This window comes from Rhizobium lusitanum (assembly GCF_014189535.1).
In the GTDB taxonomy this organism is placed as follows: domain Bacteria; phylum Pseudomonadota; class Alphaproteobacteria; order Rhizobiales; family Rhizobiaceae; genus Rhizobium; species Rhizobium lusitanum_C.
On the sequence record NZ_CP050307.1, the window covers coordinates 455959 to 478581 of the forward strand.

Here is a 22623-nt window from a genome sequence, read left to right on the forward strand (position 1 = left end):
TTAGGATCAACTAATTAACGGGGGCTTCCATAGACGGAAGCAGCTTGATCCAACATCCTTTCAACTCGATATGGAGGAAACACCGTGCCCCGTTATTTTGCCTTTGAACAACCCTCGTCACCAGGTCAGGAATTCATCATCGAGTTGACGGATGAACAGACGATCGACCATGCCCTGAAGATTCTTTCCGGCGAGGAACAGAGCCGGGTTCATGTCCATGGCAGGATCATCAAGAGAACTCAGCCATATAATCCAAGGTTCAGCTTCTACCTGGACCCGGCAACGATCAACTTCTTCGACATGGCCATCGAAGTCTGCGATGCGAACATGGTCTATGTCGAGGATCATCTCGATGAAGCGGGCGGCGCCTTCCTCCCTGGAAGTCATTGGTGCCCCTGGGATTCCAGACTGACCCGAGAAATAACCAGCAACTAACAAAATTGAGTGGGCGGCAATCGAGGCGAGACGATCTCACCCGGATTGCCGCCCACCTCAACGATAGCCGGTGTCGAATATCTTCAGAGACGTCGGCGCCGCAACTGATCGAAGTAGACGATCACGATGATCAGCACGCCGGTGATGATGCGCTGCCAGAAGGAATTCAGGTTCAGGAGGTTGGCACCGTTGTTGATGGTGGCGAGGATAAAGGCGCCGATCAGCGGGCCGTAAACAGAGCCGACTGCGCCGAAGAGGCTGGTGCCGCCGATAACCGACGATGCGATCGCCTGCAGTTCCCAGCCATCGCCCTGGGTCGCATTGCCGATGGCAATGCGCGAGGCAAGCAGAACACCGACCAAGGCGGCGCAGGTTCCAGACAGTATATAGGCGAAATAGATCATTCCGTTGACGTTGACGCCGGAGAGGCGCGCCGCCTCGCGGTTTGAGCCGACGGCGAAAAGATAACGACCCCAACGGCTCAAATGCAGGAAGACGACGGCTGGAATCGCCACCACGATCACCATCCAGAATAGGCTCGGAATACCGAGAAAATCCGCGACCGAGAAATTTGTGAAAGCGTCGTTGACGATGTTGATGCTCGAGCCGTTGGTGATGAGCAGGCCGATGCCGCGCAGAGAGGTCAGCGTCGCCAGCGTGATGATGAAGGGCGGCAAGCCCATGCGCACGATGCCGAAGCCATGGAATGCCCCAATAAGAACCCCGAAGAGCAAGGTTATGAGGATAGCGGCCCAGATCGGAACGCCCGCCTGGAGCAGCCAGGCGACGACTACGGTGCAGAAGCCGACGATTGCGCCAACGGAAAGATCGATGCCGCCGGTGATGATGACGAAGGTTTGTCCAAGTGCAAGGATGGCCGTCATCGACCCCTGGCGTGCCAGGTTGGTGATGTTGAGCTGCGTCCAGAACACGTCTGTCGAGAAGCCGAGCACAACCCATAGCGCAATCAAGAGCAGGATCAGCGTCAGGCTGAAGAGGATGCTCATCTTACGCCGCGGTGCAACGGCGGGGCCTTCTGTCGTGTTCGCGACCATTCTTGTTCTCCTCTTTCGATTTTTTATCGTTCAGACGCCGATGGCCTCGCCGAGGACTTCCTCGTGCGTGGCGGCGTGAAAATCATGGCTGGCGACCAGCTGGCCGTGGCGAAACACATGCAGACGATCGGCAAGCTCGTAAACCTCGGGCAGGTACGAGGATATGACGATGATGCCCGCGCCGTCGCGAAGTAGCTTGGCGAAAAGCCGATAGATTTCCGCCTTGGTGCCGACATCGACGCCCACCGTCGGCTCGTCGAAGATGAAAAGCTTGGCGCCATGGCTCAGCCATTTGCCGATGACCACCTTCTGCTGATTGCCGCCGGACATGGCGGAAACCAGAACCCGTCGGCTGGGCGTCTTTATGCTGAGATCGCGAATTTGCCTGTCGGCATTGGCGGCCTCGCTCTTGTTGTTGATGATCGGACCGCGGCTTAGCCGCTTAAACACAGGCAAGTTAATGTTGAGGCCGATCGGCAGGTTGAGGCAGAGCCCCTGATCGCGACGGCTTTCCGGCGCGAGCGCGATGCCGAGTTCCATCGCGTCGCGTTCGTTGCGGATTTGGACCTTGCGCCCCTGCCAGTATATTTCCCCCGCAGAGACCGGCTGACGGCCATAGAGGCCGAGCGCGAATTCGCTGCGGCCGGCGCCGATCAGCCCATAAAGCCCGACGATCTCGCCGGCCCGTACGGTTAGCGAAACATCCTCGAAACCAGGACCGGAAAGGCCGCGCGTCTCAAGGATGGGCTCACCGATCGGGATCTCTTCCTTGTGGTAGATCTGTTCGATCGAGCGATTGATCATCAGCTTGATCAGTTCGTCATCGTTGGTCTCGGCAATCATGCGAGTGCCGACATGCGTGCCGTCGCGCAGCACGGACACGCGGTCGGCCAGCTCGAAGACCTCCTCCATGCGGTGGCTGATATAGACGATCGTCACGCCTTCGCTTTGCAACCGGCGGATCAGCTTGAACAACTGCGCCGATTCCTTGCGCGTCAAATAGGCGGTTGGCTCGTCGAAGATCAGGAATTGCGTGCCGCGCATGGCGGCTCTTGCTGTTGCGACCAGCTGCTGCTGACCAATGGTGAGAGAGCTAAGGAGGTCGGCGGCCGGCAGTCCGAAGCCGAGGTCGTCAAGCACCGTCTGGGCCATAGCGACCATCTGCTTCTTGCGCATCAGGCCGAAGCGATTGACTTCGTCGCCGAGAAAGAGATTGGCGGCGACCGTCAGATGCGGGCAAAGGACGACCTCCTGATGCACGGCGTTGATACCGCGCGCGATCGCTTCATTGGGATTGGCAAGCGCGACAGGATGGCCGCACCAGAATATCTCGCCGTCCGTCCTGGTGATGACGCCGGTCAAAAGCTTGATGAGCGTCGATTTTCCGGCTCCGTTTTCGCCGACAATGGCGTGGATTTCGCCGGCCAGAAATGTGATCGTCGCAGGTTTCAGCGCCTCGACATAGCCATAGCGCTTCTGCAATCCCTTGAGTTCGAGGATAGGCGAGCCGGCCGGAACGCGACTTGCTTCCGTCTTGACCTTGTCATCGTGCCGATGGCTGATTTCTTCGAGGCTCGTCATGGGTCTCCTTCCTCTCGCATCACGCTCCATTTTTCATTCCAGAGCGGGTTCAGATTTTGGGTCGAATAGACCTGAAATCATCCGGCTCTAGACGAAAAGGCTGCGCCCGACTTGTCGGGCGCAGCCTTTAAGCTTTACTTGACCTTCGGGTTGATCAGGGCTTCGATCTTCGGCTCGCTCATGTTGGCCTTGGTCACGAGGTTGGCGCCGGTGTCGACATTGGCTTCAACCTTTTCGCCCTTGGAGACGGCGAGAGCGGTCTTGATGCCGTCGTAACCCATGCGGTACGGGTCCTGAACGACGAGGCCGGCAATAGCGCCGCTCTTGAGGAAGCCGAGGGTCTTGTCGTCGCTGTCGAAGCCAATGACCTTGACCTTGTCACTGAGCTTGTTTTCAGCAATGGCCTGGCCGACGCCCTGCGCCATGATCAGATTGGAGGCAAAGACGCCAACGATCTTCGGGTTTGCCGTGATCAGGTCAGTCATGATGTTGAGGCCGGTCGTCGCCTGACCGTCAGCATACTTGTCGGCGACAACCTTCAGGCCCGGATATTTGGTCTTGACCTGATCCAGGAAACCCGTGCGGCGCTGTTCGAGAGAACCGGCGCCGGGCGTGTTGGTAATGATGACGACATCGCCTTCATCCTTACCGGTCATTGCCTTGATCGCAGCAGCAAGGCCATCAGCAGCAATACGGCCGCCCTGCACGTTGTCGGTCGTCAGGAATGACTTGAAAGCCTTGGAGTCGGCACCGGAGTCGATACCGATAATCGGAACGGACTTCGCTGCTTCGTCCACCGGCTTGCCAAGCGCCTTGAACTCGGTCGGCGAGATGACGATTGCGGCCGGCTTGCCGGCGACAGCGTTTTCAAGAATGCTGATCTGACCGTTGACGTCGGTTTCAGCCTGGGCACCCAGCTCCGGCACCTTGACACCGAGATCCTTGCCGGCCTTGCGTGCGCCGGCGAGAACGATCTGCCAGTAGAAGGATGTCGTGTCCTTGACGATGATCGGGATCGTCACTTCGGCCGCGAAGGATTGCGCCGGCATGGCGACGGCGATCATGGCCGCGCCGGCAAGACCGGCAAAGGTGCGGCGGGACAGAAGGGATTTGGTGATATTCATTGGTTTCTCCTCTCAACACGCTCTTCTCCTGCACACCGGCCGTTGAACGCTTGCGGCTCGGTACCGTGAACACCAGATGGCTCACGCATCGCGTAGCAGCACGAAGCCACCACGCCAAAACAGGCTTTCCTCCTCTTTCAAGTCGCCTCTCCCGGCGGCTCGATAGCTCTTTATTTGCTTTGCATGATCTTATCCAAAAACCGCTTCACACTTTTCCGGGATCATGCTGTCAAACCCGAACGGCGCCGTCGCCCAACGGCGGCGCAACCAGGGTCAATCCTTCAAATTCCGCATAAAGGCTCGCCGGAAGCTCAGGCTCCACGAGCTGCATGTTGCGGGTAAGACTTGATGCTTTCGCCGTGCCGATCAGGACTGAAGCCACGGACGGCTGATGTAGCGGAAACTGGATGGCCGGTGCCGCAAGCGGCAGGCCATGACGGCGGGCAATCTCTTCCATCTCTCCGACCTTAGCCAGAATATCCGGTGTCGCCGGAAGATAGTCGAAGTTCGCGCCAGGTATGGGGCCGGTCGCCAGAATGCCGGAGTTGAAGACACCGCCGACAACGAGCGACATGCCCTTCTTTTCGCAGAGCGGCAGCAACTCCGCGACCGCCGAACGGTCGAGCAGCGTATAGCGGCCGGCAAGCAGAATGCAGTCGATATCGGCCGCATGCATGACATCGAGGCAGACCGGTACTTCGTTGACGCCAAGGCCATATGCCTTGATCGCGCCCGACGACTTCAGCTCCTCCAGCGCCTTCAGGCCGGAGCCGAGCAACTGGCCGAGATAGTGATCATTCAGCGCCTTGCCATGGGTATAACCGCCGATATCGTGAACGTAGAGAATATCGATGCGGTTGAGGCCGAGGCGGGCATAGCTGAACTCCACCGACCGCATGATGCCGTCATAGGAATAGTCGTAATCCGCATCGAAGGGCAGGGGATCGACATAGCCGTAATTCGGGATCTTGTTGGTCGGAACAGGCCGCATCAAGCGTCCGACCTTGGTCGAGAGCACATAGCTGTCTTCCGGCTGGTCGCGCAGGAAGTCGCCGACGCGGCGCTCGGCGAGGCCGAAGCCATACCAGGGCGCGACGTCGAAATAGCGGATGCCGCTATCCCATGCCGCCTGCAGGGTTTCCATGGCCTGGTCGCGAGGGCAGGCGCGGTAAAGACCGCCGAGCGCTGCGGCACCGAAACTGATCTCGGTGACCTCCAGGTCCGTCCTGCCGATTTTTCTTCTCTTCATCACCTCTCCCTTGTGATGACTTCGATCAGTTTCCGCCATGCTTGGCTCATCAGGAGCGGGGCATGGTGGTGTGAATATCAGTCTCTAAAGCGTTGCCCCGAGATGCCAGGGCACGAATTCATTGTCGCCATAGCCGAAGGCTTCGCTTTTGGTCTTCTTGCCGGATGCGATCTCGATGATCAGTTCGAAGATCTCGCGGCCCTTGCCCGATATCGTCGCTTCGCCGGTGGCAATCGTACCGCAATCGATGTCCATGTCCTCTTCCATCGACTGATAAAGCGCCGAATTGCTCGACAGCTTGAACGATGGTGCCGGACGGGAGCCGAAACAGCTGCCGCGACCGGTCGTAAACGCGATCATATTGGCGCCTCCGGCCACCTGACCGGTTGCGGAAACCGGATCATAGCCGGGCGTATCCATGAAAACGAGCCCATGTTCCGTTACCCGTTCGGCGTAGCCATAGACAGCGGTCAGTGGCGACCGGCCGCCCTTGGCGACAGCGCCGAGCGACTTCTCCAGAATGGTGGTCAGCCCGCCGCGCTTGTTGCCGGGCGATGGGTTGTTGTCCAGCGAGGCGCCGTGCAGAGCGACGTATTTTTCCCACCAGTCGATTTTCGCGTCGAGCTTGGCGGCGACCTCGTCATTGACCGCGCGGCTGCGCAGCAAATGCTCGGCGCCGTAGATCTCCGAAGTTTCCGACAGGATCGTCGTGCCACCGGCGGCGGCCAGCAGGTCGGCGGCTGCACCCAACGCCGGGTTGGCGGTGATGCCGGAAAAGCCGTCCGAGCCGCCACATTGCAGGCCGACGATAATCTCGCTGATCGAGATCGGCTCGCGGCGGGCCTGGCCGACCTCGTCTGAAATCTCCTTCAGGACACCCATGGCAAGCGCCACGGCGCGACGTGAGCCACCTGCATCCTGGATATTGAAGTGCCGCTTGCTGGCGCCAGCGCCGCTCTGGCCATAGAGCGTCAGCTGGTTGACCTCGCAGCCGAGGCCGATCATCAGCACCCCGCCGAAATTCACATGGCGGGTATAGCCGGCAAGCGTGCGATGCAACGTCAGCATGCCGTCGCCGGTCGAGCTCATGCCGCAGCCCTGATCGTGCACGATCGGCACGAAACCATCGATGCTGTCATACTGCGGAAGGAGCGTCCGGTTTGCCTCTTCCGCGATGGCGCGGCAAACCGTGGTGGAACAGTTCACGCTGGCGATGATGCCGATATAGTTGCGGGTGGCGGCCCGGCCATCGGCACGGCGATAGCCCATGAAGGTGCGGGCCTTGTCGGCCTCGGTCGCCACTTCCGGCGCCGCATTGGCCGTTGCCGCCAGGCGATCGTTTTCGAAATGCAGGTTGTGGCTATGGACATGATCGCCCGCCTTGACCTCGGCAGTCGTGCGGCCGATGGCCTGACCGTATTTCACCACAGCCGTGCCCAGGGGGATATCGCGGATGGCAAATTTGTGGCCGGGGTCGATCTTCTCTCGCGCTACGACACCGCTGGCAACCGCAGCGCCGGGCGCAATCGCCGACGTCGCCACGGCGACATTGTCGCCTTCCGACAGAAGGATCCAAGGCTGGCTGTTCAAAGTTCTCTCCCAGAACAATCGTGCAGTTCGGCGGGCCTCTCCCGGGCCATTGCCGATTGATTTTGTTTTTTATCTACAATAAACATTTTGGAGTCAACGAGGAAATCGTCTGCCGGCCCAACCTAGCACCGGACGCATGCAACGGCAGTCCTCGCACTTGACCGCCATTCCAGAATGGCAAAGACATCACCGCCGACAAAGAGTGGTGAATTATAAGCGAGGGAGGAAATGGCGAGACAAAACACGCTCTTCAAAGATGCGTATAACCGCTACGTCGCCGGCCTGAAGCCAGATGCCGCCTTGCCGACCGAGCCTGAGATTGCGGCCGAACTCGGCGTCAGCCGCAGCACGGCGCGCGCCATCCTGATGCGTCTAAGTGACGCTGGTATCATCCGCTGGAACAAGCGGCAGAAGACCGTGCTGCGCCAGCCGACCGAGGCGGACTTCTTTCCGCAGGAAGAAACCAATTCGCTGCACGATATCATCGAGCGCAGTTTCATGCTGCGCATTCTCTCCGACGAAGCACAGCCGGGCATGCAGATCAACGAGTTGGAACTGGCGCGCGAAATCGGCACGGGGACGTCGGTCGTGCGCGAATTTCTCATCCGCTTCAGCCGTTTCGGACTGATCGAGAAGCGGCCGAACAGCCATTGGATCCTGAAGGGCTTCACCAGCGAATTCGCGCTGGAACTAGCAGATGTGCGCGAGATGTTCGAACTGCATTCGGCGGCCGAATTCGGGCGGATGCCACCGGAACATCCGGGCTGGACAAGTCTGGCCGCTATCCAGCAGGAACACTATGATTTGCTTGAGGATTTCGACGAGCGCTACCGCGATTTTTCGCAGCTTGACGAACGGTTCCATCTTCTCATCCATCGCGCCTCGAAGAACCGCTTCATCGCTGATTTCTATGACGCGATTTCCATCGTCTTCCACTATCACTACCAGTGGAACAAGGCTTTTGCCCGCGTGCGCAATTCACGCGCCATCGCCGAACATCTCGACTATATCGAAGCGCTGCAATCGCGCGATCCGAAGCGGATCGACATCGCCTGCCGCAAGCATTTGGCGTCAGCACGGCAAACACTGCTGCAATCCATTCCGCAGAATGCGAGCGAGATTGAGGGGCCGGCGGCTTGAAAAGCTTTCGGCAACTCGTCATAGGAGGTTGCGGGTTAAGCCGCCGTGGTTTCTTCCTCGGCGATCCCAAGCGCCTGCCCGCGGCTTTCAACGAACATCCTTGCCTGATCGATCGCCAAGCCCTCATAGGCGATGGGATAGCGCGATGAGGCGTGTTTCCTTGCAGGCGATGTGAAGAGGAGAACACCGGGCTCGAGAAATGTGTGCCGATTGCCAAGATCAAGATAGGTCTCCGCCGGAGCGCCTTCGGCCCAGACGATATCATGAGCTTCGAGCTCGATATGAAAATAGGTGACGGGCTGCAGGGTGAGTATCTGCGAGATGGTCGTTCCGTTGATGAGCAGTTTTGCGGGTATCAGCGTATCGGCCACATAGATGCAATGGTCAGGCGAAACAAAGAGATCGCGGTGCGGAACGTTATCTCCCAAGGCGCCGGCTATGATGCGTACCGGCAGGTGATTCCGCGGTTTGTCCACCATTTTCGGATCGATCGTTCGGCGCCCGATCCACTTCACCGGTGCAGCCACATTCTCCAGGGTGAGGACCTCGTCGCCTTCGCGCAGGCTGTCCACCAGGACCTCGCCGGTGGGCGTTGCAATCCGCGTGCCTTGCAAAAAGCAGTTGGAGGTAAACGTCAGCGTCTCGTCGCCGGGGCGGTAAAGATACTGCACACCCTCCGGAATCATATAGGATATCAGATGGACGGGAAGCCCGAGGAGTGCCGGGGCATAGAACGAGATCACGTTCCCCGATTGCCCGATGGAGGTCGAGCCCACCACGGTGATGCGATCGCCAATGCGGACATTGGTGACCGTCGGCGGGCCGCTAACCGAGAGGCCGATCACCGGCGGCGTGAAGATGAAATGTCCGCCTCCACCCGAGTTGGCGAAATCAACGGTCGTCGCCTGGAGAAGGCCCACGCTGAGAAGCCCCGAATTGATCGTCAGCGTCGAGTTGAAGCCAATCTGATAGGTGATGACGGATCCCACACCCAGGGTCAAAAGGCTTGGATTAACCGTGACATTGCCAGCATTGACCAATTGAATGACGGTGTTCGAGAGGACGCCTCCACCGATGATATTGGTAAGATTGACGTCGATATTGTCGATTATCAATGTGGAGCTGGCGATCACGCTCAATTGTAAAGTGTTGGATGAGGTCCAGTTACTTGCGTCTAGCGTTGTGGTTTGATCTTGCAAAAGTTCGATTGCGACGAGAGCCACGACTTTAGTCCCTTTCGATCAGGCCAACGGCGTTAATTCGCCTGCTGTTTCAAAAATTGGCCGCATGAATAATCGATCGCGCGAACGGTCGCTCGGCGACATTGACAGCACATCGGCGCCATCAAGTTTTCCGCCCGGGGTGACGGAGAAACCAGATCGATGATGATTCTTTGGTCGCGTGCACACGACAGGACACGTATGCATCTATGTTGTTGGCGATGCCGCATCCATAAGTGGAGTTAAGCAACGCCGACGCCGGAACGCAAGCGTTTTTTCAATCTTGCGTATAAGTATTAAAATTATGCAACCTTTACGGTTTTCACCGGGAAGTGTTCCAAAATCGGACATGCGGGATGTCACGTTTGCGGCTTTGAAGGCTCTAGTCTTGGAAGAGAGGGGCTGTGATCGACCGTGTCAGCGTCTGACGGTCACGCCGGATTTACTAGGACCATAGGTCGCGTCGGAGCGGCTGAGGATTGCGCGGATATTCCGCATCGCAGTCGCTCCTTCGACGTATTACTCGGCTGTCAATGTCACGGCCTGGCGCGCAAAGCGGGCCGAAGACACCTCGATCGTGATCGCGCCGGTCTCGCCGGTTGTCTGCAGCCAGAAGCCCGTCGTGCCACCCTGGAAGGCCATGGCCTCTGGCCCGATCAGCTTGGCGGGGCCGCTGACCTTGACGGTCGCGATGTCGTTGAGGAAGGGCAGGCGGGTACCCGCCTGGTCGAGCGCGCGGATGATGACGCGGGTGGTGTCGCGCTCAGCGGCGCGTAGCGTCAAGCTATCGGGCTGCACTTCGAGCGTCGTGGGAAGAGGATCCGCGACCATATGCAGCTCCGCGACCGGCTTGCCATTGACGAAGCCGGTGAAGCGCGCATCCTCCCATTCCATGCCCCAGACACCCAGTTCGTCCTTGGTGAAATGGCGATGATCGAAAATGACCGGTGGATGCGGCAGATGCGGGAAGCTTTCGCGATCGGGGCCGAGGCGCTTGGTGAGCGAACCGTAACGCAACTCGACCTCGTCGCAGTTGGTCAGCACGATCAACGGCAGTGCACCGCCAATATTACGCTCGCCACGCGCCCAGATCGTCACCGGCTTCATGATGACGTCCTCGGAGGGCTCGCACTGGCTGGCATAGGCGTAGGCCGCGAATTTCGGCTCGCGGAACATGTCCATGACGCCGTGGTAGCAGATGCGGTCGCCGGAGCCGAAATCGCTATGGGTATTGTAGTCGAACATGCACCAGCCGATGGCGCCGGAAATGGAAGGGTCGCCATAGGCTGCGTTCAGCACTTCCAGGTGCCGGCGCACATGTTCGGCCTGGCGCTGTTCCTGATCGTAGATCTTCGTCGGATACATATGGCCGCCGAATTCGGTGATCAGATAGGGCACGTTCTTCGACAGGCCGGTATTCTCCTGTTGCGGCCGCAGCGGAGTGCGCGGGCGGTTGGCGCCCGGCAGTTCCTCGTTGCCAAGGATGAAGTCGTTCATCGTATAGACGTCCTCGAGCATTTCGCTCTCGGTGATGTAGCGCACGCCGCCTGTCTGGCGGGTCGGATCGAGCTCGCGCGCCAGCCGGTTGGTCTCGGCGTAGAAATCGTGGGAGTCCTGCGATTCGTTGATGCGCACGCCCCAGATGATGATGGATGGGTGGTTCCAGTCGCGCTCGATCATGCGGCGGACGTTGCGGATCGATTCCTGCTGCCATTCCTCGCCGCCGATATGCTGCCAGCCGGGGATCTCTTCGAAGACCAGCAGGCCGATACGGTCGCAATGGTCGAGAAACCATTTCGATTGCGGATAATGCGAGGTGCGCACGACATTGCACTTCAATGTCTGCTTCATGATCTCGGCATCACGCTCCTGTGCCGAGCGGCCCATGGCGTAACCGGAATAGGGGAAGGCCTGGTGGCGGTTGAGGCCGCGCAGCTTCAGTTTGCTGCCGTTCAGCAGGAAGCCTTCAGAGGTGAATTCGGCGGTGCGGAAACCGAATGTCGCGACATATCGGTCGGAGCCATGATCGGTCTTCAGCTCGGCCTCGAGCGTGTAGAGTACGGGATTGTCGAGATCCCAAAGCGAAATGCCGGCCAGATTGTCGAAGGTGAAGGTTGCGGCGCCGCCTGAGGTCTCCGCAACAGCCGAGGCCAGAACCTTGCCGTCCGGCGCGCGGAGGTTTGCGGTCACCGCGCCGTTGAAGGCAAGGGCTTGTGGGTTGGCAATGTCGCAGCGGACCGTCGCGGATTTGCTGTCGTCCAGCACCTTGCCGGTCTCGACCTTGATATTGGCGATCGATACGGGTGCTGCGACCTTGAGCCAGACGTCGCGATAGATGCCGGCATAGGTCAGATAGTCGATGCGGCCGCCGAATGGCGGGATCTCGGGGTTCTCGCTGCCGTCGATCTTGACAGTGATCAGGTTGCTACCGTCTTTCAGGCGCCCCGTCAGCCGCGCTTCGAAGGGCGTGTAGCCGTCCTGATGCGCAACGATTTCCTCACCGTTGAGATAGACGACCGCATCAGCCATGGCGGCGTCGAAAACGAGCGATACCTCCCGCTTGGCGAAGTCGGCGCTCCAGGGCAGGATCTTCTGATAGGTGAAGGCACGCTGATAGGATTTCTCATCGAAATAATTGAACGGCAACTCGACCGCCGTGTGCGGCAATGCGACCGGTTGCCCTTCCTGTAGGCGGTCGGCGTCGGTGGCCGAAAAGCCTTCGTGAAAAGTCCAGGATTCGTTGAAAGCGACCACAGAACGCATATTCAATCCTATCAGAAGAGCCCGCCGTACCTTGGACGAACGAGTGTTGCTTAGACAAAGAGGCGCAGCCGTGACGCGATCATGGTCGCGGCGGGCGATATCTATACAGGCCTCCAGCCATGGCGCAACGCAATCGGAGGCCGGATCGGCAATTCTGCCGAAAACGTTTTCGGCTGACCTTCTCCGAGCTTACTTCTGCGGCCGTTATGTCAAGAAAGTTAGGATCTTAGGGCCAGTTGGCGGACAGGCTGCGGCGGCATGCCGCAGGTCCGCCATGGGTGATTCGGTCATTTGCCTCTCGCGCTTCTGCTGTCGTCCCCGGGACTGCGCACGGCTGCATACATGCCGGTGGTGCGGAATTCGGTGGGGTTGATGCCATAGATGCGACGGAAGGCTTTTGAGAAATAATTGGCGTCGTCGAAACCCGACATGATCGCCACTTCCTTGACCGGAATAAAGGCTGCCTTGGTCAAAAGCTTGGCCGCTCGCTGCATGCGCTGTTGCAGGACGTACTCGGCCGGCGGCAAGCCTTCGCTATCGGCGAAAACGCGGGAGAAATGGGCGCGGCTGAGGCCACTGACCCTGGCAAGTTCGCTGACGGGGAGGGGCTGATCGAGATTGGCGGCGACATGGTCGATGACCGCCTGCATCGCGGAACGGTCGGCGGCGATGGCGTGCGAGCCGAAGACATCGTCATAAAGCGCCATCGCGGCTTCATAAGCGACCGCCGAAGCGGAGGCCGGTGTCGTCGCGCCCCGGACCAGTCGCAGGCCGCAATCGGCGAGATGATCGATCGTTGCCGGCTGTAATTTCAGCACCGGCCCGGCGGCGTCGAGAATCAGGCGATGGACGCGCAGTGCTTCCTCGCCATTCATCGATATCCAGAAATACTCCCAGCGCTCGTCCTTTTCCAGCCAGTAGCGATGATTGTGCGGCACCAGCACCAGCAACGTATCGCCAGGGCCAACACGGTAGTCGCGGTTTTCATAGCGCAGCCGGCCACTGCCACTGATCGTATGCTGCAGCACTGTGAACGGCGTCAGGCCGCGCCGACGTCCATCCCAATCGTAACGCTCCTTGTCCCTGATTTCATAGCCGGCGCTGGTCGGCATCGCGTGCAGCCGATGGCGACCGCGCGGCAATGAAACAGTCCGCATGGTTTGGCCATTGGCGATTAATTCTTGCAGCACAAAATTACCCTTGAAAGCATAATTGTTCTCTGGTCGGCTCGTTCATTATAGGCATAATCCCGCCAGAAAACAGCATATACCTGCCGATGAGGACCGGCAGAAGGAGGAGAAAGTGCTTGTTTCGCCATCTCGCCCGACACCGTGCGATCATGGGACGAAAATACCATTCTCTTCTCCGTTGCTGATTGTTTGACCGACTTCAAGGTGAGGATCATGAGTTTCAAAATCGCTATTATCGGTGCCGGCAGCGTCGGCTTCACGAAAAAGCTGTTCACCGACATTCTTTGCGTGCCGGAGTTCCAGGACGTCGAATTCGCGCTGACCGATGTCAGCGAACATAATCTTACGATGATCAAGGCGATCCTCGACCGCATCGTCGAGGCGAACAAGCTGCCAACACGGGTGACGGCCACCACCGAGCGCCGCGAGGCGATCTCCGGCGCGCGCTACGTTATCAGCTGCGTGCGCGTCGGCGGGCTGGAAGCCTATGCCGAAGACATTCGCATTCCCCTGAAATACGGTATCGACCAATGCGTCGGCGATACGATCTGCGCCGGCGGCATTCTCTACGGTCAGCGCAACATTCCGGTCATTCTTGATTTCTGCAAGGATATCCGAGAAGTCGCCGAGCCCGGCGCGAAGTTCCTGAACTATGCCAACCCGATGGCGATGAACACCTGGGCGGCGATCGAATACGGCAAGGTCGATACGATTGGCCTCTGCCACGGCGTCCAGCATGGTGCCGAACAGATCGCCGAGGTTCTCGGCGCCAAGAACAAGGCGGAGCTCGACTATATCTGCTCGGGCATCAATCATCAGACCTGGTTCACCGATCTCCGCCTGAATGGCCGCAAGATCGGCAAGGATGAGCTGATCGCCGCTTTCGAGGCGCATCCGGTCTTCTCGCAGCAAGAGAAGCTGCGTATCGATGTGCTGAAGCGCTTCGGCGTCTATTCCACCGAAAGCAATGGCCATCTCTCGGAATATCTGCCCTGGTATCGCAAGCGGCCGGACGAGATCAACAAGTGGATCGACATGTCCGACTGGATCCATGGCGAGACGGGCGGCTATCTCCGCCATTCCACCGAGACCCGCAACTGGTTCGAGACGGAGTTCCAGCAGATCCTCGACAGCGCCTCGCAGCCCATCGATGCTAACAGGCGCTCGAACGAACATGCGAGCCATATTCTCGAGGCATTGGAAACCAATCGCGTCTATCGCGGTCATTTCAACGTCAAGAACAACGGCGTCATCACCAATCTGCCGGCTGACGCCATTATCGAATCGCCCGGCTTCGTCGATCGCTTCGGCATCAACATGGTGGCGGGCATCACGCTGCCGGAAGCCTGTGCCGCCACCTGCATTTCCTCGATCAACGTCCAGCGCATGTCGGTCCATGCCGCCGTCAGCGGCGACCTCGACCTGCTGAAGCTCGCGGTTCTGCATGATCCGCTGGTCGGTGCCATCTCGACCCCGGAAGAAGTTTGGCAGATGGTTGACGAAATGGTCGTCGCGCAAGCACGCTGGCTGCCGCAATATGCGCATGCCGTCGAGGGCGCCAAGGATCGCCTGTCGCGGGCTAAGGTGAAAACCCGTGACTGGAAGGGCGCGGCCAGCCGCAACGTCCGCTCGATCGAGGAATTGAGAGTGGAGAAGGCGGCGATGAAGCAGGCCGGCTAACGGATTGACGTTCGGGACATATTGGCTGCGGCGGGGCTGTCAGGAGGACAGACCCCGCCGCATCCGGCCAATGGTTTCCTGCTCGATGGAGGAATGCGGTGCTCCCACGGGGATGCTCGCGATAAGGGGAGAGAGAAAACGATGAGACATTTTCGACCGATCAGCATTCTAGCGGCGCTGACGATTGCCACATCGGCAATCGCCATGAGCGCCCACGCATCCGAACCGACCGTGCCGCCGGTTCCACCGGTCTTTCCGGCTGAAGGCAAGATCAAATATGTGGCGCGCGACTCCATTCTGGAGTTCAAGGCGCTGCCGGAATATCACGAGCCCGCCTGGGTTACTGACAACTTCGTCAAGACCGGTAAGTTGCCGCCGGTCAAGGATCGCCTGCCGAAGGAGCCGCTCGTCTACAAGACCGGCAACATGCCCGATGGTATCGGCGTTTATGGCGATACGCTTCGCCACGTCATCGGTGGCCGGCCTGAAGGCTGGAACTATGGCGCTGGCCAGACACAAGGCTGGGGCGGCATCGATATCGCCCTGTCCGAGTGCCTGACGCGCACAGCACCGCTGTTCCAGGTCGAGGCCAAGGATACCGAGCCGCTACCGAACCTTGCCAAGGGATGGGAATGGTCGGCGGATGGCCACAAGCTTACCATGCATTTGATCGAAGGCGCGAAATGGTCCGACGGCGTGCCATTCAATGCCGATGACATCATGTTCTACTGGGACGACGAAGTCATCGATCCGAACGTCTCGCCGCTTGGCGGTGGTGCGTCGCCCGAAGCTTTCGGCGAAGGGACGTCGCTGAAGAAGATCGACGACTATACGGTCGAGTGGACCTTCAAGGACGCCTTCCCGAAGCAATATCTCTATACGATGGCCTATCCCAATTTCTGCCCGGGCCCGTCGCACATCCTGAAGCCGCAGCATCCGAAATATTCGAAGAACACTTACGACCAGTTCAAGAACGCTTTCCCGCCGGAATTCATGAACATACCCGTCATGGGCGCTTGGGTGCCCGTCGAGTATCGTTCCGATGACATTATCGTTCTGCGCCGCAACCCCTATTATTGGAAGGTCGACGAGAAGGGCAATCAGCTCCCTTATCTCAATGAACTGGACTACAAGCTCTCGACCTGGGCTGACCGCGACGTGCAGGCCGTTGCCGGCTCCGGCGACCTTTCCAACCTGGAGCAGCCGGAAAACTTCGTCGCCTCGCTGAAGCGCGCCGCCCAGCCGGACGCCCCCGCTCGTCTCGCCTTCGGACCGCGCCTCATCGGCTATAACCTGCAGATGAACTTCTCCGCCAACGGCTGGGGCACTCCGGACGCACGCAGCCAGGCTGTCCGCGAGTTGAACCGCAACGAGGATTTCCGCAAGGCCGTGACCATGGCGCTCGACCGCAAGGCGATCGGCGACTCGCTGGTCAAGGGTCCGTTTACGGCGATCTATCCGGGCGGCCTGTCCTCGGGCACCAGCTTCTACGATCGCGCCTCCACCGTCTATTATCCTTTCGACCTCGCCGGTGCGAAGGCAGAACTTGCCAAGGCCGGTCTCAAGGACACGGACGGTGATGGCTTTGTCAACTTCCCGGCAGGCGTCGCCGGTGGCAAGAATGTCGAGATCGTGCTTCTCGTCAGCAACGACTACACCACGGACAAGAGCCTTGCCGAAGGTCTCGTCAGCCAGATGGAGAAGCTCGGGCTTCGGGTAATCATCAACGCACTCGATGGGCCGAAGCGCGATGATGCCAATTATGGTGGCCGCTTCGATTGGATGGTCCGGCGCAACAGCACGGAGCTGGCCTCGGTGGTACAGAACACAGAGCAGCTTGCTCCAGTCGGTCCGCGTACCAGTTGGAACCACCGTGCGCCGGAAAGCGGCGAAGTGGACCTGATGCCCTTTGAGAAGGAAATGGTCGACGTCGTCAACAAGTTCACCGCTTCGAAGGATAGCAACGAGCGTGTGGCCCTGATGAAGCAGTACCAGAAGCTCTCGACCGGGCACCTCTACAACATCGGCCTGACGGAGTATCCCGGCGCGCTGATCATCAACAAGCGCTTCTCGAACGTTCCCCCGGGCACGCCGATCTTCATGTTCAACTGGGCAGAAGACTCCATCATCCGTGAACGCATGTGGGTCGCGGCCGACAAGCAGGGGAAATACGAGCTGTTCCCTGAACAACTGCCGGGCACACCTGGCAGCGCCGGTCCGGTCAAATGATCATGGCGATCGGCCGATAGGCCGGCTGTCTGACAGACGTCAAGAAGTCCGGCTGCATCGCGGTGCAGCCGGACAAAGTTGAACCCAGCCGGTCCGTGCTATCCCCCAGAGGGAAAGCAGACCACCGGCGGCAATAAGAGAGCGAACCGTTCCATGTTGCGATTCCTGCTCATGCGCATAGCCTCAGCCATACCGGTGCTCATGATCCTGAGCGTGGTGACTTTCGCCATCATCCAGGCACCGCCCGGCGACTATGCCGATTATATCCGCTCGCAGCTGATGAACCAGGGCGGCGCCTCCTTTGCCCAGGCCGACGCGCAGGCACAGGTTTACCGCCAGGAGCATGGGCTCGATAAGCCGATGGTCGTGCAATATTTCAACTGGATCGGCGGTATCGTTACCAGGGGCGATTTCGGTTACAGCATGTTCTACAACAAGCCGGTCGCCGATGTCGTCGGTGAACGTCTGCCGCGGACTTTGCTGCTTGCCCTTGTTTGCCATATCCTGGCGTCCATCCTCGGCATCGGCTTCGGCATATGGGCGGCGACGCGGCAATATAGCTGGATCGATAGCCTGCTCTCCGGCATCTCCTTTCTCGGCATGACGGTGCCGCGCTTCCTGATGGCGCTGATCATCGTTTATATCCTCGTCTTCCAGCTCAACGTCTCGGAGATCGGCAGCTTCTATTCGCCGCAATATGGCGGCGCGCCGTGGTCCTGGGCCAAGTTCGTCGATCTCATGAAGCATGTCTGGCCGGTCGTGGCGATCGCTACCTTCGGCGGGCTCGCCTATAATATGCGCGTCATGCGCGGCAATCTGCTCGACACGCTGAATGCGCAATATGTCGAAACCGCCCGTGCCAAGGGCCTGTCTGGCGGCGCCGTCGTCATGCGGCACGCCGTGCCGAATGCGCTCCATCCGCTCGTCATGTATCAAGGCGTCGTGCTGCCTTACATGCTGACCGGCGAGATCGAGACCGCCATCATCTTCGCGCTGCCGACAGTAGGGCCTGCGATCGTCGGCTCAATGGCGGTCGGCGATGTCTATGTCACCGCCACCTTCATGCTGGTGCTGTCGGCGACGCTGATCGTCGGCAATATCATTGCGGATGTATTGCTTGCCCTGCTTGATCCCCGCGTGCGCCAACAGGGAGGGATCAACTGATGCTCGCCGTCAACGCATCTCCGTCACCGCTTGAAGAAAAAGTAACGTTGAAAGGCGGCAATGAGAGCTACATCGCGCTCGTCTGGCGTCGCTTGAAGCGTTCCTGGACCGGTATGAGCGGCTTGATCCTCGTCGTTCTGCTGCTCCTGATGGCGCTCTTCGCCGAGTTCGTTTCACCCGACGATCCCAAGGCGACCGATACCGGCTTCGCGCCGCCGCAGGTGATCAGCTTTCACGACAAGGACGGCAATTTCGTCTTTCAGCCGCGCGTCTATGCGCTGGCGGAGAGCGATGAGCTTGATCCCGTCACCTTCCAGCCGGTGGTCGGGCCGGACTACAACAATCCTCGTCTGCTCGGCTTCTTCGTCAAAGGAGCCCCCTACAAGCTCTTCGGCCTGATCCCGGGTGACAGACATCTCTTCGGCTCGACCGATGGCCAGCCGGTGCATTTCCTTGGCACCGACAAGTTCGGACGCGACGTTCTCTCTCGTGCTATCTACGGCTCGCGCATCTCTCTGATGATCGCCTTGACCGTCGTCTTCATCGTCACTGTCGTCGGCACGACGGTCGGGATGGTGTCGGGATATTTCGGCGGCACCCTTGATACCTGGATCCAGCGTTTCGTCGAGCTGGTGCTCGCCTTTCCGCAATTGCCACTCTATCTGGCGCTGACCTCGCTGATCCCGGTGACGGCACCGACCAATGTCTTCCTCGCCTTCGTCGTTGTCGTCATGTCGGCGCTCGGCTGGGCGCAGATGTCGCGCGAGGTGCGCGGCAAGACTTTGGCTTTGGCGAGGATCGAATACGTCCGTGCCGCCATGGCGGTCGGGGCGACCGACCGGCGCATCATCCTGCAGCACATTTTTCCGAATGTGATGAGCCACGTCATCGTCGCGGTGACGCTGGCAATCCCGAGCGTGGTGCTGCTGGAATCTTTCCTCGGTTTCCTTGGTTTCGCGGTCAAGCCGCCGCTGATCTCCTGGGGGCTGATGTTGCAGGACACCTCCACCTATTCGGTCATTGGCTCCTATCCCTGGATCCTCTCGCCCGTCGCCTTCGTGCTCATCACCGTCTTTGCGTTCAATGCGCTCGGCGATGGTCTGCGCGATGCGATCGATCCCTATTGAGAGGAAACGAACCATGACCCTCACGCTCGTCAACCCTTTTGCCCCCGACACCAGGCTCGACTCCGCCGGCAAGACAGTGCCGCCCGTAATCGACGCCCGTAACGTCGCGGTCAAATTCAAGGTCGAGGACGGCATCGTCGATGCCGTCAAGGATATCTCCTTCCAGCTCTATCGTGGTGAAACCATCGCCATCGTCGGAGAATCCGGCTCGGGAAAATCGGTGACGGCTCGCACGATCATGGGGCTGCTCACCAAGCGCGCCGTGGTCTCGGAGAAATCCACCGTCAATTATGACGGCAAGAACGTCCTGAAATTTTCCGAACGCGCCCGCCGCCAATTGCGTGGTGACCGCATCTCGATGATATTCCAGGAGCCGATGAGTTCGCTCAACCCGATCTATACGATCGGTGGTCAGATCATCGAAGCGATCCGTGTCCACCGCAAGGTTAGCCGGCGCGAGGCGGAGAAACGGGCGCTAGACCTGCTCAAGCAGGTGCAGATCCCCGATCCGGAGGCGCGGCTGAAGCAATATCCGCACCAGCTTTCCGGCGGCCAGCGTCAGCGCGTGATGATCGCGATGGCGCTCGCCAATGATCCGGACGTGCTGATCGCCGATGAGCCGACAACCGCACTCGACGTAACCGTGCAAGCACAGATCCTCAATCTGATCCGCAACCTGCAAACGCAGCTCGGCATGGCGGTGATCCTAATCACTCACGATCTGACGGTCGTCCGGCAGTTCTCCGACTATGTCTATGTCATGCAGCATGGCGAGATGCGCGAGCATAATACGACGGAGGAGCTCTTCGCCCATCCGCAGCATCCCTATACGCAGCATCTGCTCGCTTCCGAGCCGCGGGGGCAGGCGAAGCCTCTGCCGCCGGGCTGCGGCACCATCCTCGAAGGTAAATCCGTCAAGGTCGCCTTCATGCTGCGCCACGGCGGCCTGTTCAAGCCCGACCTGCGCGAGCTTGTCGCCGTCGGTGGTCTGAGCCTGGAGCTTCGCCGCCATGAAACGCTTGGCCTTGTCGGCGAATCCGGTTCTGGAAAGACCACATTCGGACAAGCGCTGCTGCGGTTGATCGATGCCGATAGTGGCGAGATCTATTTCGATGGTCAGGCGATCCAGGGCCATTCGCGTGCCGAGATGCGGCCGTTGCGCTCGCGCATGCAGGTCGTCTTTCAGGACCCTTTCTCTTCGCTCAACCCGCGCATGACCATCGGTCAGATCATTTCCGAGGGGCTGGTGGTCAATAATATCGGCGCCAACAAGGCCGAACGGCTGGAGCGGGTGAAAGAGGCACTGGTGAGCGCCGGCATGCCTGCGAACATCCTGTCGCGCTTCCCGCATGAATTTTCTGGTGGCCAGCGCCAGCGTATCGCCATTGCGCGGGCCATAGCGCTCGAGCCGGAGTTCATTCTGCTCGACGAGCCGACCTCGGCACTCGACCTCTCCGTCCAGGCACAGATCATCGACCTTCTGCGCAAGCTGCAGGATGAGCGGGGCCTGAGCTACCTATTCATCTCGCACGACCTCAAGGTTGTCCGCGCCCTTTGCCATCGCGTCATCGTCATGCAGCATGGCAAGATCGTGGAAGAGGGGCCGGTCGAAGACGTTCTTTCCCATCCCAAGACCGCTTACACCGAACGCCTTGTTAAGGCGGCGTTCGAGGTAGCTTCCTAGCATTCAGGAGATTTTACATGACAGGCAATCCCAAGATCACCTTTATCGGCGCCGGTTCGACCGTCTTCATGAAGAATATCATCGGCGACGTTTTGCAGCGGCCGGCACTTTCGGGCGCAAGATTCGCGCTGATGGATTTGAACCCGCAGCGGCTGGAAGAAAGCGCTATCGTCGTGCGCAAGCTTGCCTCGACGCTTGGCGCATCGGCCACGGTTGAGACCTTCACCGATCAGCGCAAGGCGCTGGACGGCGCTCATTTCGTCGTCGTCGCCTTCCAGATCGGCGGCTATGAGCCCTGCACGGTGACCGATTTCGAAGTGCCGAAGAAATACGGCCTACGCCAGACGATTGCCGACACGCTCGGCGTTGGCGGTATCATGCGCGGTCTGCGCACCGTGCCGCATCTCTGGAAGATCTGCGAGGACATGCTCGCCGTCTGCCCCGAGGCGGTGATACTGCAATATGTCAACCCGATGGCGATCAACACCTGGGCGATCGCTGAGAAATACCCGACCATCAAGCAGGTTGGCCTCTGCCACTCAGTACAGGGCACGGCGATGGAACTGGCCCACGATCTCGACATTCCCTATGAGGAAATTCGCTATCGCTCGGCCGGTATCAACCATATGGCCTTCTACCTGAAATTCGAGCATCGCCAGCCGGATGGGTCCTACCGCGATCTCTATCCCGATCTCGTGCGTGGCTATCGCGAGGGACGCGCGCCGAAGCCCGGCTGGAATCCGCGCTGCCCGAACAAGGTGCGCTATGAGATGCTGACGCGGCTTGGCTATTTCGTCACCGAGAGCTCGGAGCATTTCGCAGAATACACGCCCTATTTCATCAAGGAAGGCCGTGAGGACCTGATCGAGAAGTTCGGCATTCCGCTCGACGAATATCCGAAGCGTTGCATCGAGCAGATCGCCCGCTGGAAGAGCCAGGCTGACGAGTATCGCAACGCCGACAAGATTGAGGTCACGCAATCAAAGGAATACGCCTCCTCGATCATCAACTCGGTCTGGACCGGCGAGCCCTCGGTGATCTATGGCAACGTCCGCAACAATGGCTGCATCACCTCGCTGCCCTATAATTGCGCCGCCGAGGTTCCCTGCCTGGTCGATGCCTCCGGTATCCAGCCGACATTCATCGGCGATCTGCCGCCGCAGCTGACCGCTTTGATGCGTACCAACATTAATGTGCAGGAATTGACGGTTCAGGCCTTGATGACTGAGAACCGTGAGCACATTTACCACGCGGCAATGATGGACCCGCATACCGCCGCCGAACTCGATCTCGACCAGATCTGGTCGCTCACCGACGATCTCCTGGCTGCGCACGGCGACTGGTTGCCGGAATGGGCGCGCGGCGCCCGCAAGGTTCAGGCCGCCTGAAACC

The 22623-nt window shown here is 59.4% G+C and carries 16 protein-coding genes; 8 read left to right on the forward strand and 8 right to left on the reverse strand.

Annotated features, from left to right (window positions below; genetic code table 11):
- Positions 1 to 84 precede the first annotated feature (84 nt).
- Complete coding sequence (locus HB780_RS05090) at positions 85 to 435, forward strand: BP74-related protein (RefSeq protein ID WP_183688961.1); 351 nt, start codon at positions 85 to 87, stop codon at positions 433 to 435.
- An 83-nt stretch (positions 436 to 518) separates the two neighbouring features.
- On the opposite strand, the gene HB780_RS05095 is transcribed toward HB780_RS05090, so the two are convergent.
- The 5 genes from HB780_RS05095 to HB780_RS05115 form a co-directional block, all read right to left on the reverse strand.
- Positions 519 to 1490, reverse strand: a complete 972-nt coding sequence (locus HB780_RS05095) for an ABC transporter permease (protein ID WP_183688962.1) — start codon at positions 1488 to 1490, stop codon at positions 519 to 521.
- Positions 1491 to 1520: 30 nt separating this feature from the next.
- Positions 1521 to 3071, reverse strand: a complete 1551-nt coding sequence (locus HB780_RS05100) for a sugar ABC transporter ATP-binding protein (RefSeq protein WP_183688963.1) — start codon at positions 3069 to 3071, stop codon at positions 1521 to 1523.
- 134 nt (positions 3072 to 3205) lie between these two features.
- The gene (locus tag HB780_RS05105; protein WP_183688964.1) at positions 3206 to 4195 is read right to left on the reverse strand and encodes an ABC transporter substrate-binding protein; all 990 of its coding nucleotides are present in this window, start codon (positions 4193 to 4195) and stop codon (positions 3206 to 3208) included.
- Between the two features lie 229 nt (positions 4196 to 4424).
- Positions 4425 to 5444, reverse strand: coding sequence for an aldo/keto reductase (locus tag HB780_RS05110; protein ID WP_183688965.1), 1020 nt, complete (start codon positions 5442 to 5444; stop codon positions 4425 to 4427).
- 84 nt (positions 5445 to 5528) lie between these two features.
- On the reverse strand, positions 5529 to 7034 hold the full coding sequence (locus HB780_RS05115) for a UxaA family hydrolase (RefSeq protein WP_183688966.1): 1506 nt from the start codon (positions 7032 to 7034) through the stop codon (positions 5529 to 5531).
- A 228-nt stretch (positions 7035 to 7262) separates the two neighbouring features.
- Between HB780_RS05115 and HB780_RS05120 the strand changes: the two genes are divergently transcribed.
- Positions 7263 to 8174 carry a GntR family transcriptional regulator gene (locus HB780_RS05120; RefSeq protein ID WP_183688967.1) on the forward strand — a complete coding sequence of 304 codons (912 nt, stop codon included), beginning with the start codon at positions 7263 to 7265 and terminating at the stop codon, positions 8172 to 8174.
- A gap of 35 nt (positions 8175 to 8209) precedes the next feature.
- On the opposite strand, the gene HB780_RS05125 is transcribed toward HB780_RS05120, so the two are convergent.
- The 3 genes from HB780_RS05125 to HB780_RS05135 all read right to left on the reverse strand — a co-directional run bounded on the left by HB780_RS05125 (position 8210) and on the right by HB780_RS05135 (position 13347).
- Positions 8210 to 9307: a Hint domain-containing protein gene (locus HB780_RS05125; protein WP_286202970.1), complete on the reverse strand. Its 1098-nt coding sequence runs from the start codon at positions 9305 to 9307 to the stop codon at positions 8210 to 8212.
- A 606-nt stretch (positions 9308 to 9913) separates the two neighbouring features.
- On the reverse strand, positions 9914 to 12157 hold the full coding sequence (locus HB780_RS05130; RefSeq protein WP_183688969.1) for a glycoside hydrolase family 2 protein: 2244 nt from the start codon (positions 12155 to 12157) through the stop codon (positions 9914 to 9916).
- Positions 12158 to 12444: 287 nt separating this feature from the next.
- A complete protein-coding gene (locus HB780_RS05135; RefSeq protein ID WP_183688970.1) occupies positions 12445 to 13347 on the reverse strand; it encodes an AraC family transcriptional regulator in 903 nt (300 codons plus the stop codon).
- A 213-nt stretch (positions 13348 to 13560) separates the two neighbouring features.
- Here HB780_RS05135 and HB780_RS05140 point away from each other — a divergent pair, with 213 nt between their 5' ends.
- The 6 genes from HB780_RS05140 to HB780_RS05165 all read left to right on the forward strand — a co-directional run bounded on the left by HB780_RS05140 (position 13561) and on the right by HB780_RS05165 (position 22619).
- The gene (locus HB780_RS05140; RefSeq protein WP_183688971.1) at positions 13561 to 15027 is read left to right on the forward strand and encodes an alpha-glucosidase/alpha-galactosidase; all 1467 of its coding nucleotides are present in this window, start codon (positions 13561 to 13563) and stop codon (positions 15025 to 15027) included.
- A gap of 141 nt (positions 15028 to 15168) precedes the next feature.
- Positions 15169 to 17256: an ABC transporter substrate-binding protein gene (locus tag HB780_RS05145; protein ID WP_183688972.1), complete on the forward strand. Its 2088-nt coding sequence runs from the start codon at positions 15169 to 15171 to the stop codon at positions 17254 to 17256.
- 153 nt (positions 17257 to 17409) lie between these two features.
- Positions 17410 to 18420: an ABC transporter permease gene (locus HB780_RS05150; protein WP_183688973.1), complete on the forward strand. Its 1011-nt coding sequence runs from the start codon at positions 17410 to 17412 to the stop codon at positions 18418 to 18420.
- Entirely contained in the window at positions 18420 to 19547 is a 1128-nt protein-coding gene (locus tag HB780_RS05155) for an ABC transporter permease (RefSeq protein WP_183688974.1), read from the forward strand. The genes HB780_RS05150 and HB780_RS05155 overlap by 1 nt, the downstream gene beginning before the upstream one ends.
- A 13-nt stretch (positions 19548 to 19560) precedes the next feature.
- Positions 19561 to 21231 (forward strand): ABC transporter ATP-binding protein, encoded by a 1671-nt coding sequence (locus tag HB780_RS05160; RefSeq protein WP_183688975.1) that lies wholly within the window; start codon positions 19561 to 19563, stop codon positions 21229 to 21231.
- A 17-nt stretch (positions 21232 to 21248) separates the two neighbouring features.
- On the forward strand, positions 21249 to 22619 hold the full coding sequence (locus tag HB780_RS05165) for an alpha-glucosidase/alpha-galactosidase (protein ID WP_183688976.1): 1371 nt from the start codon (positions 21249 to 21251) through the stop codon (positions 22617 to 22619).
- Positions 22620 to 22623: the final 4 nt, after the last annotated feature.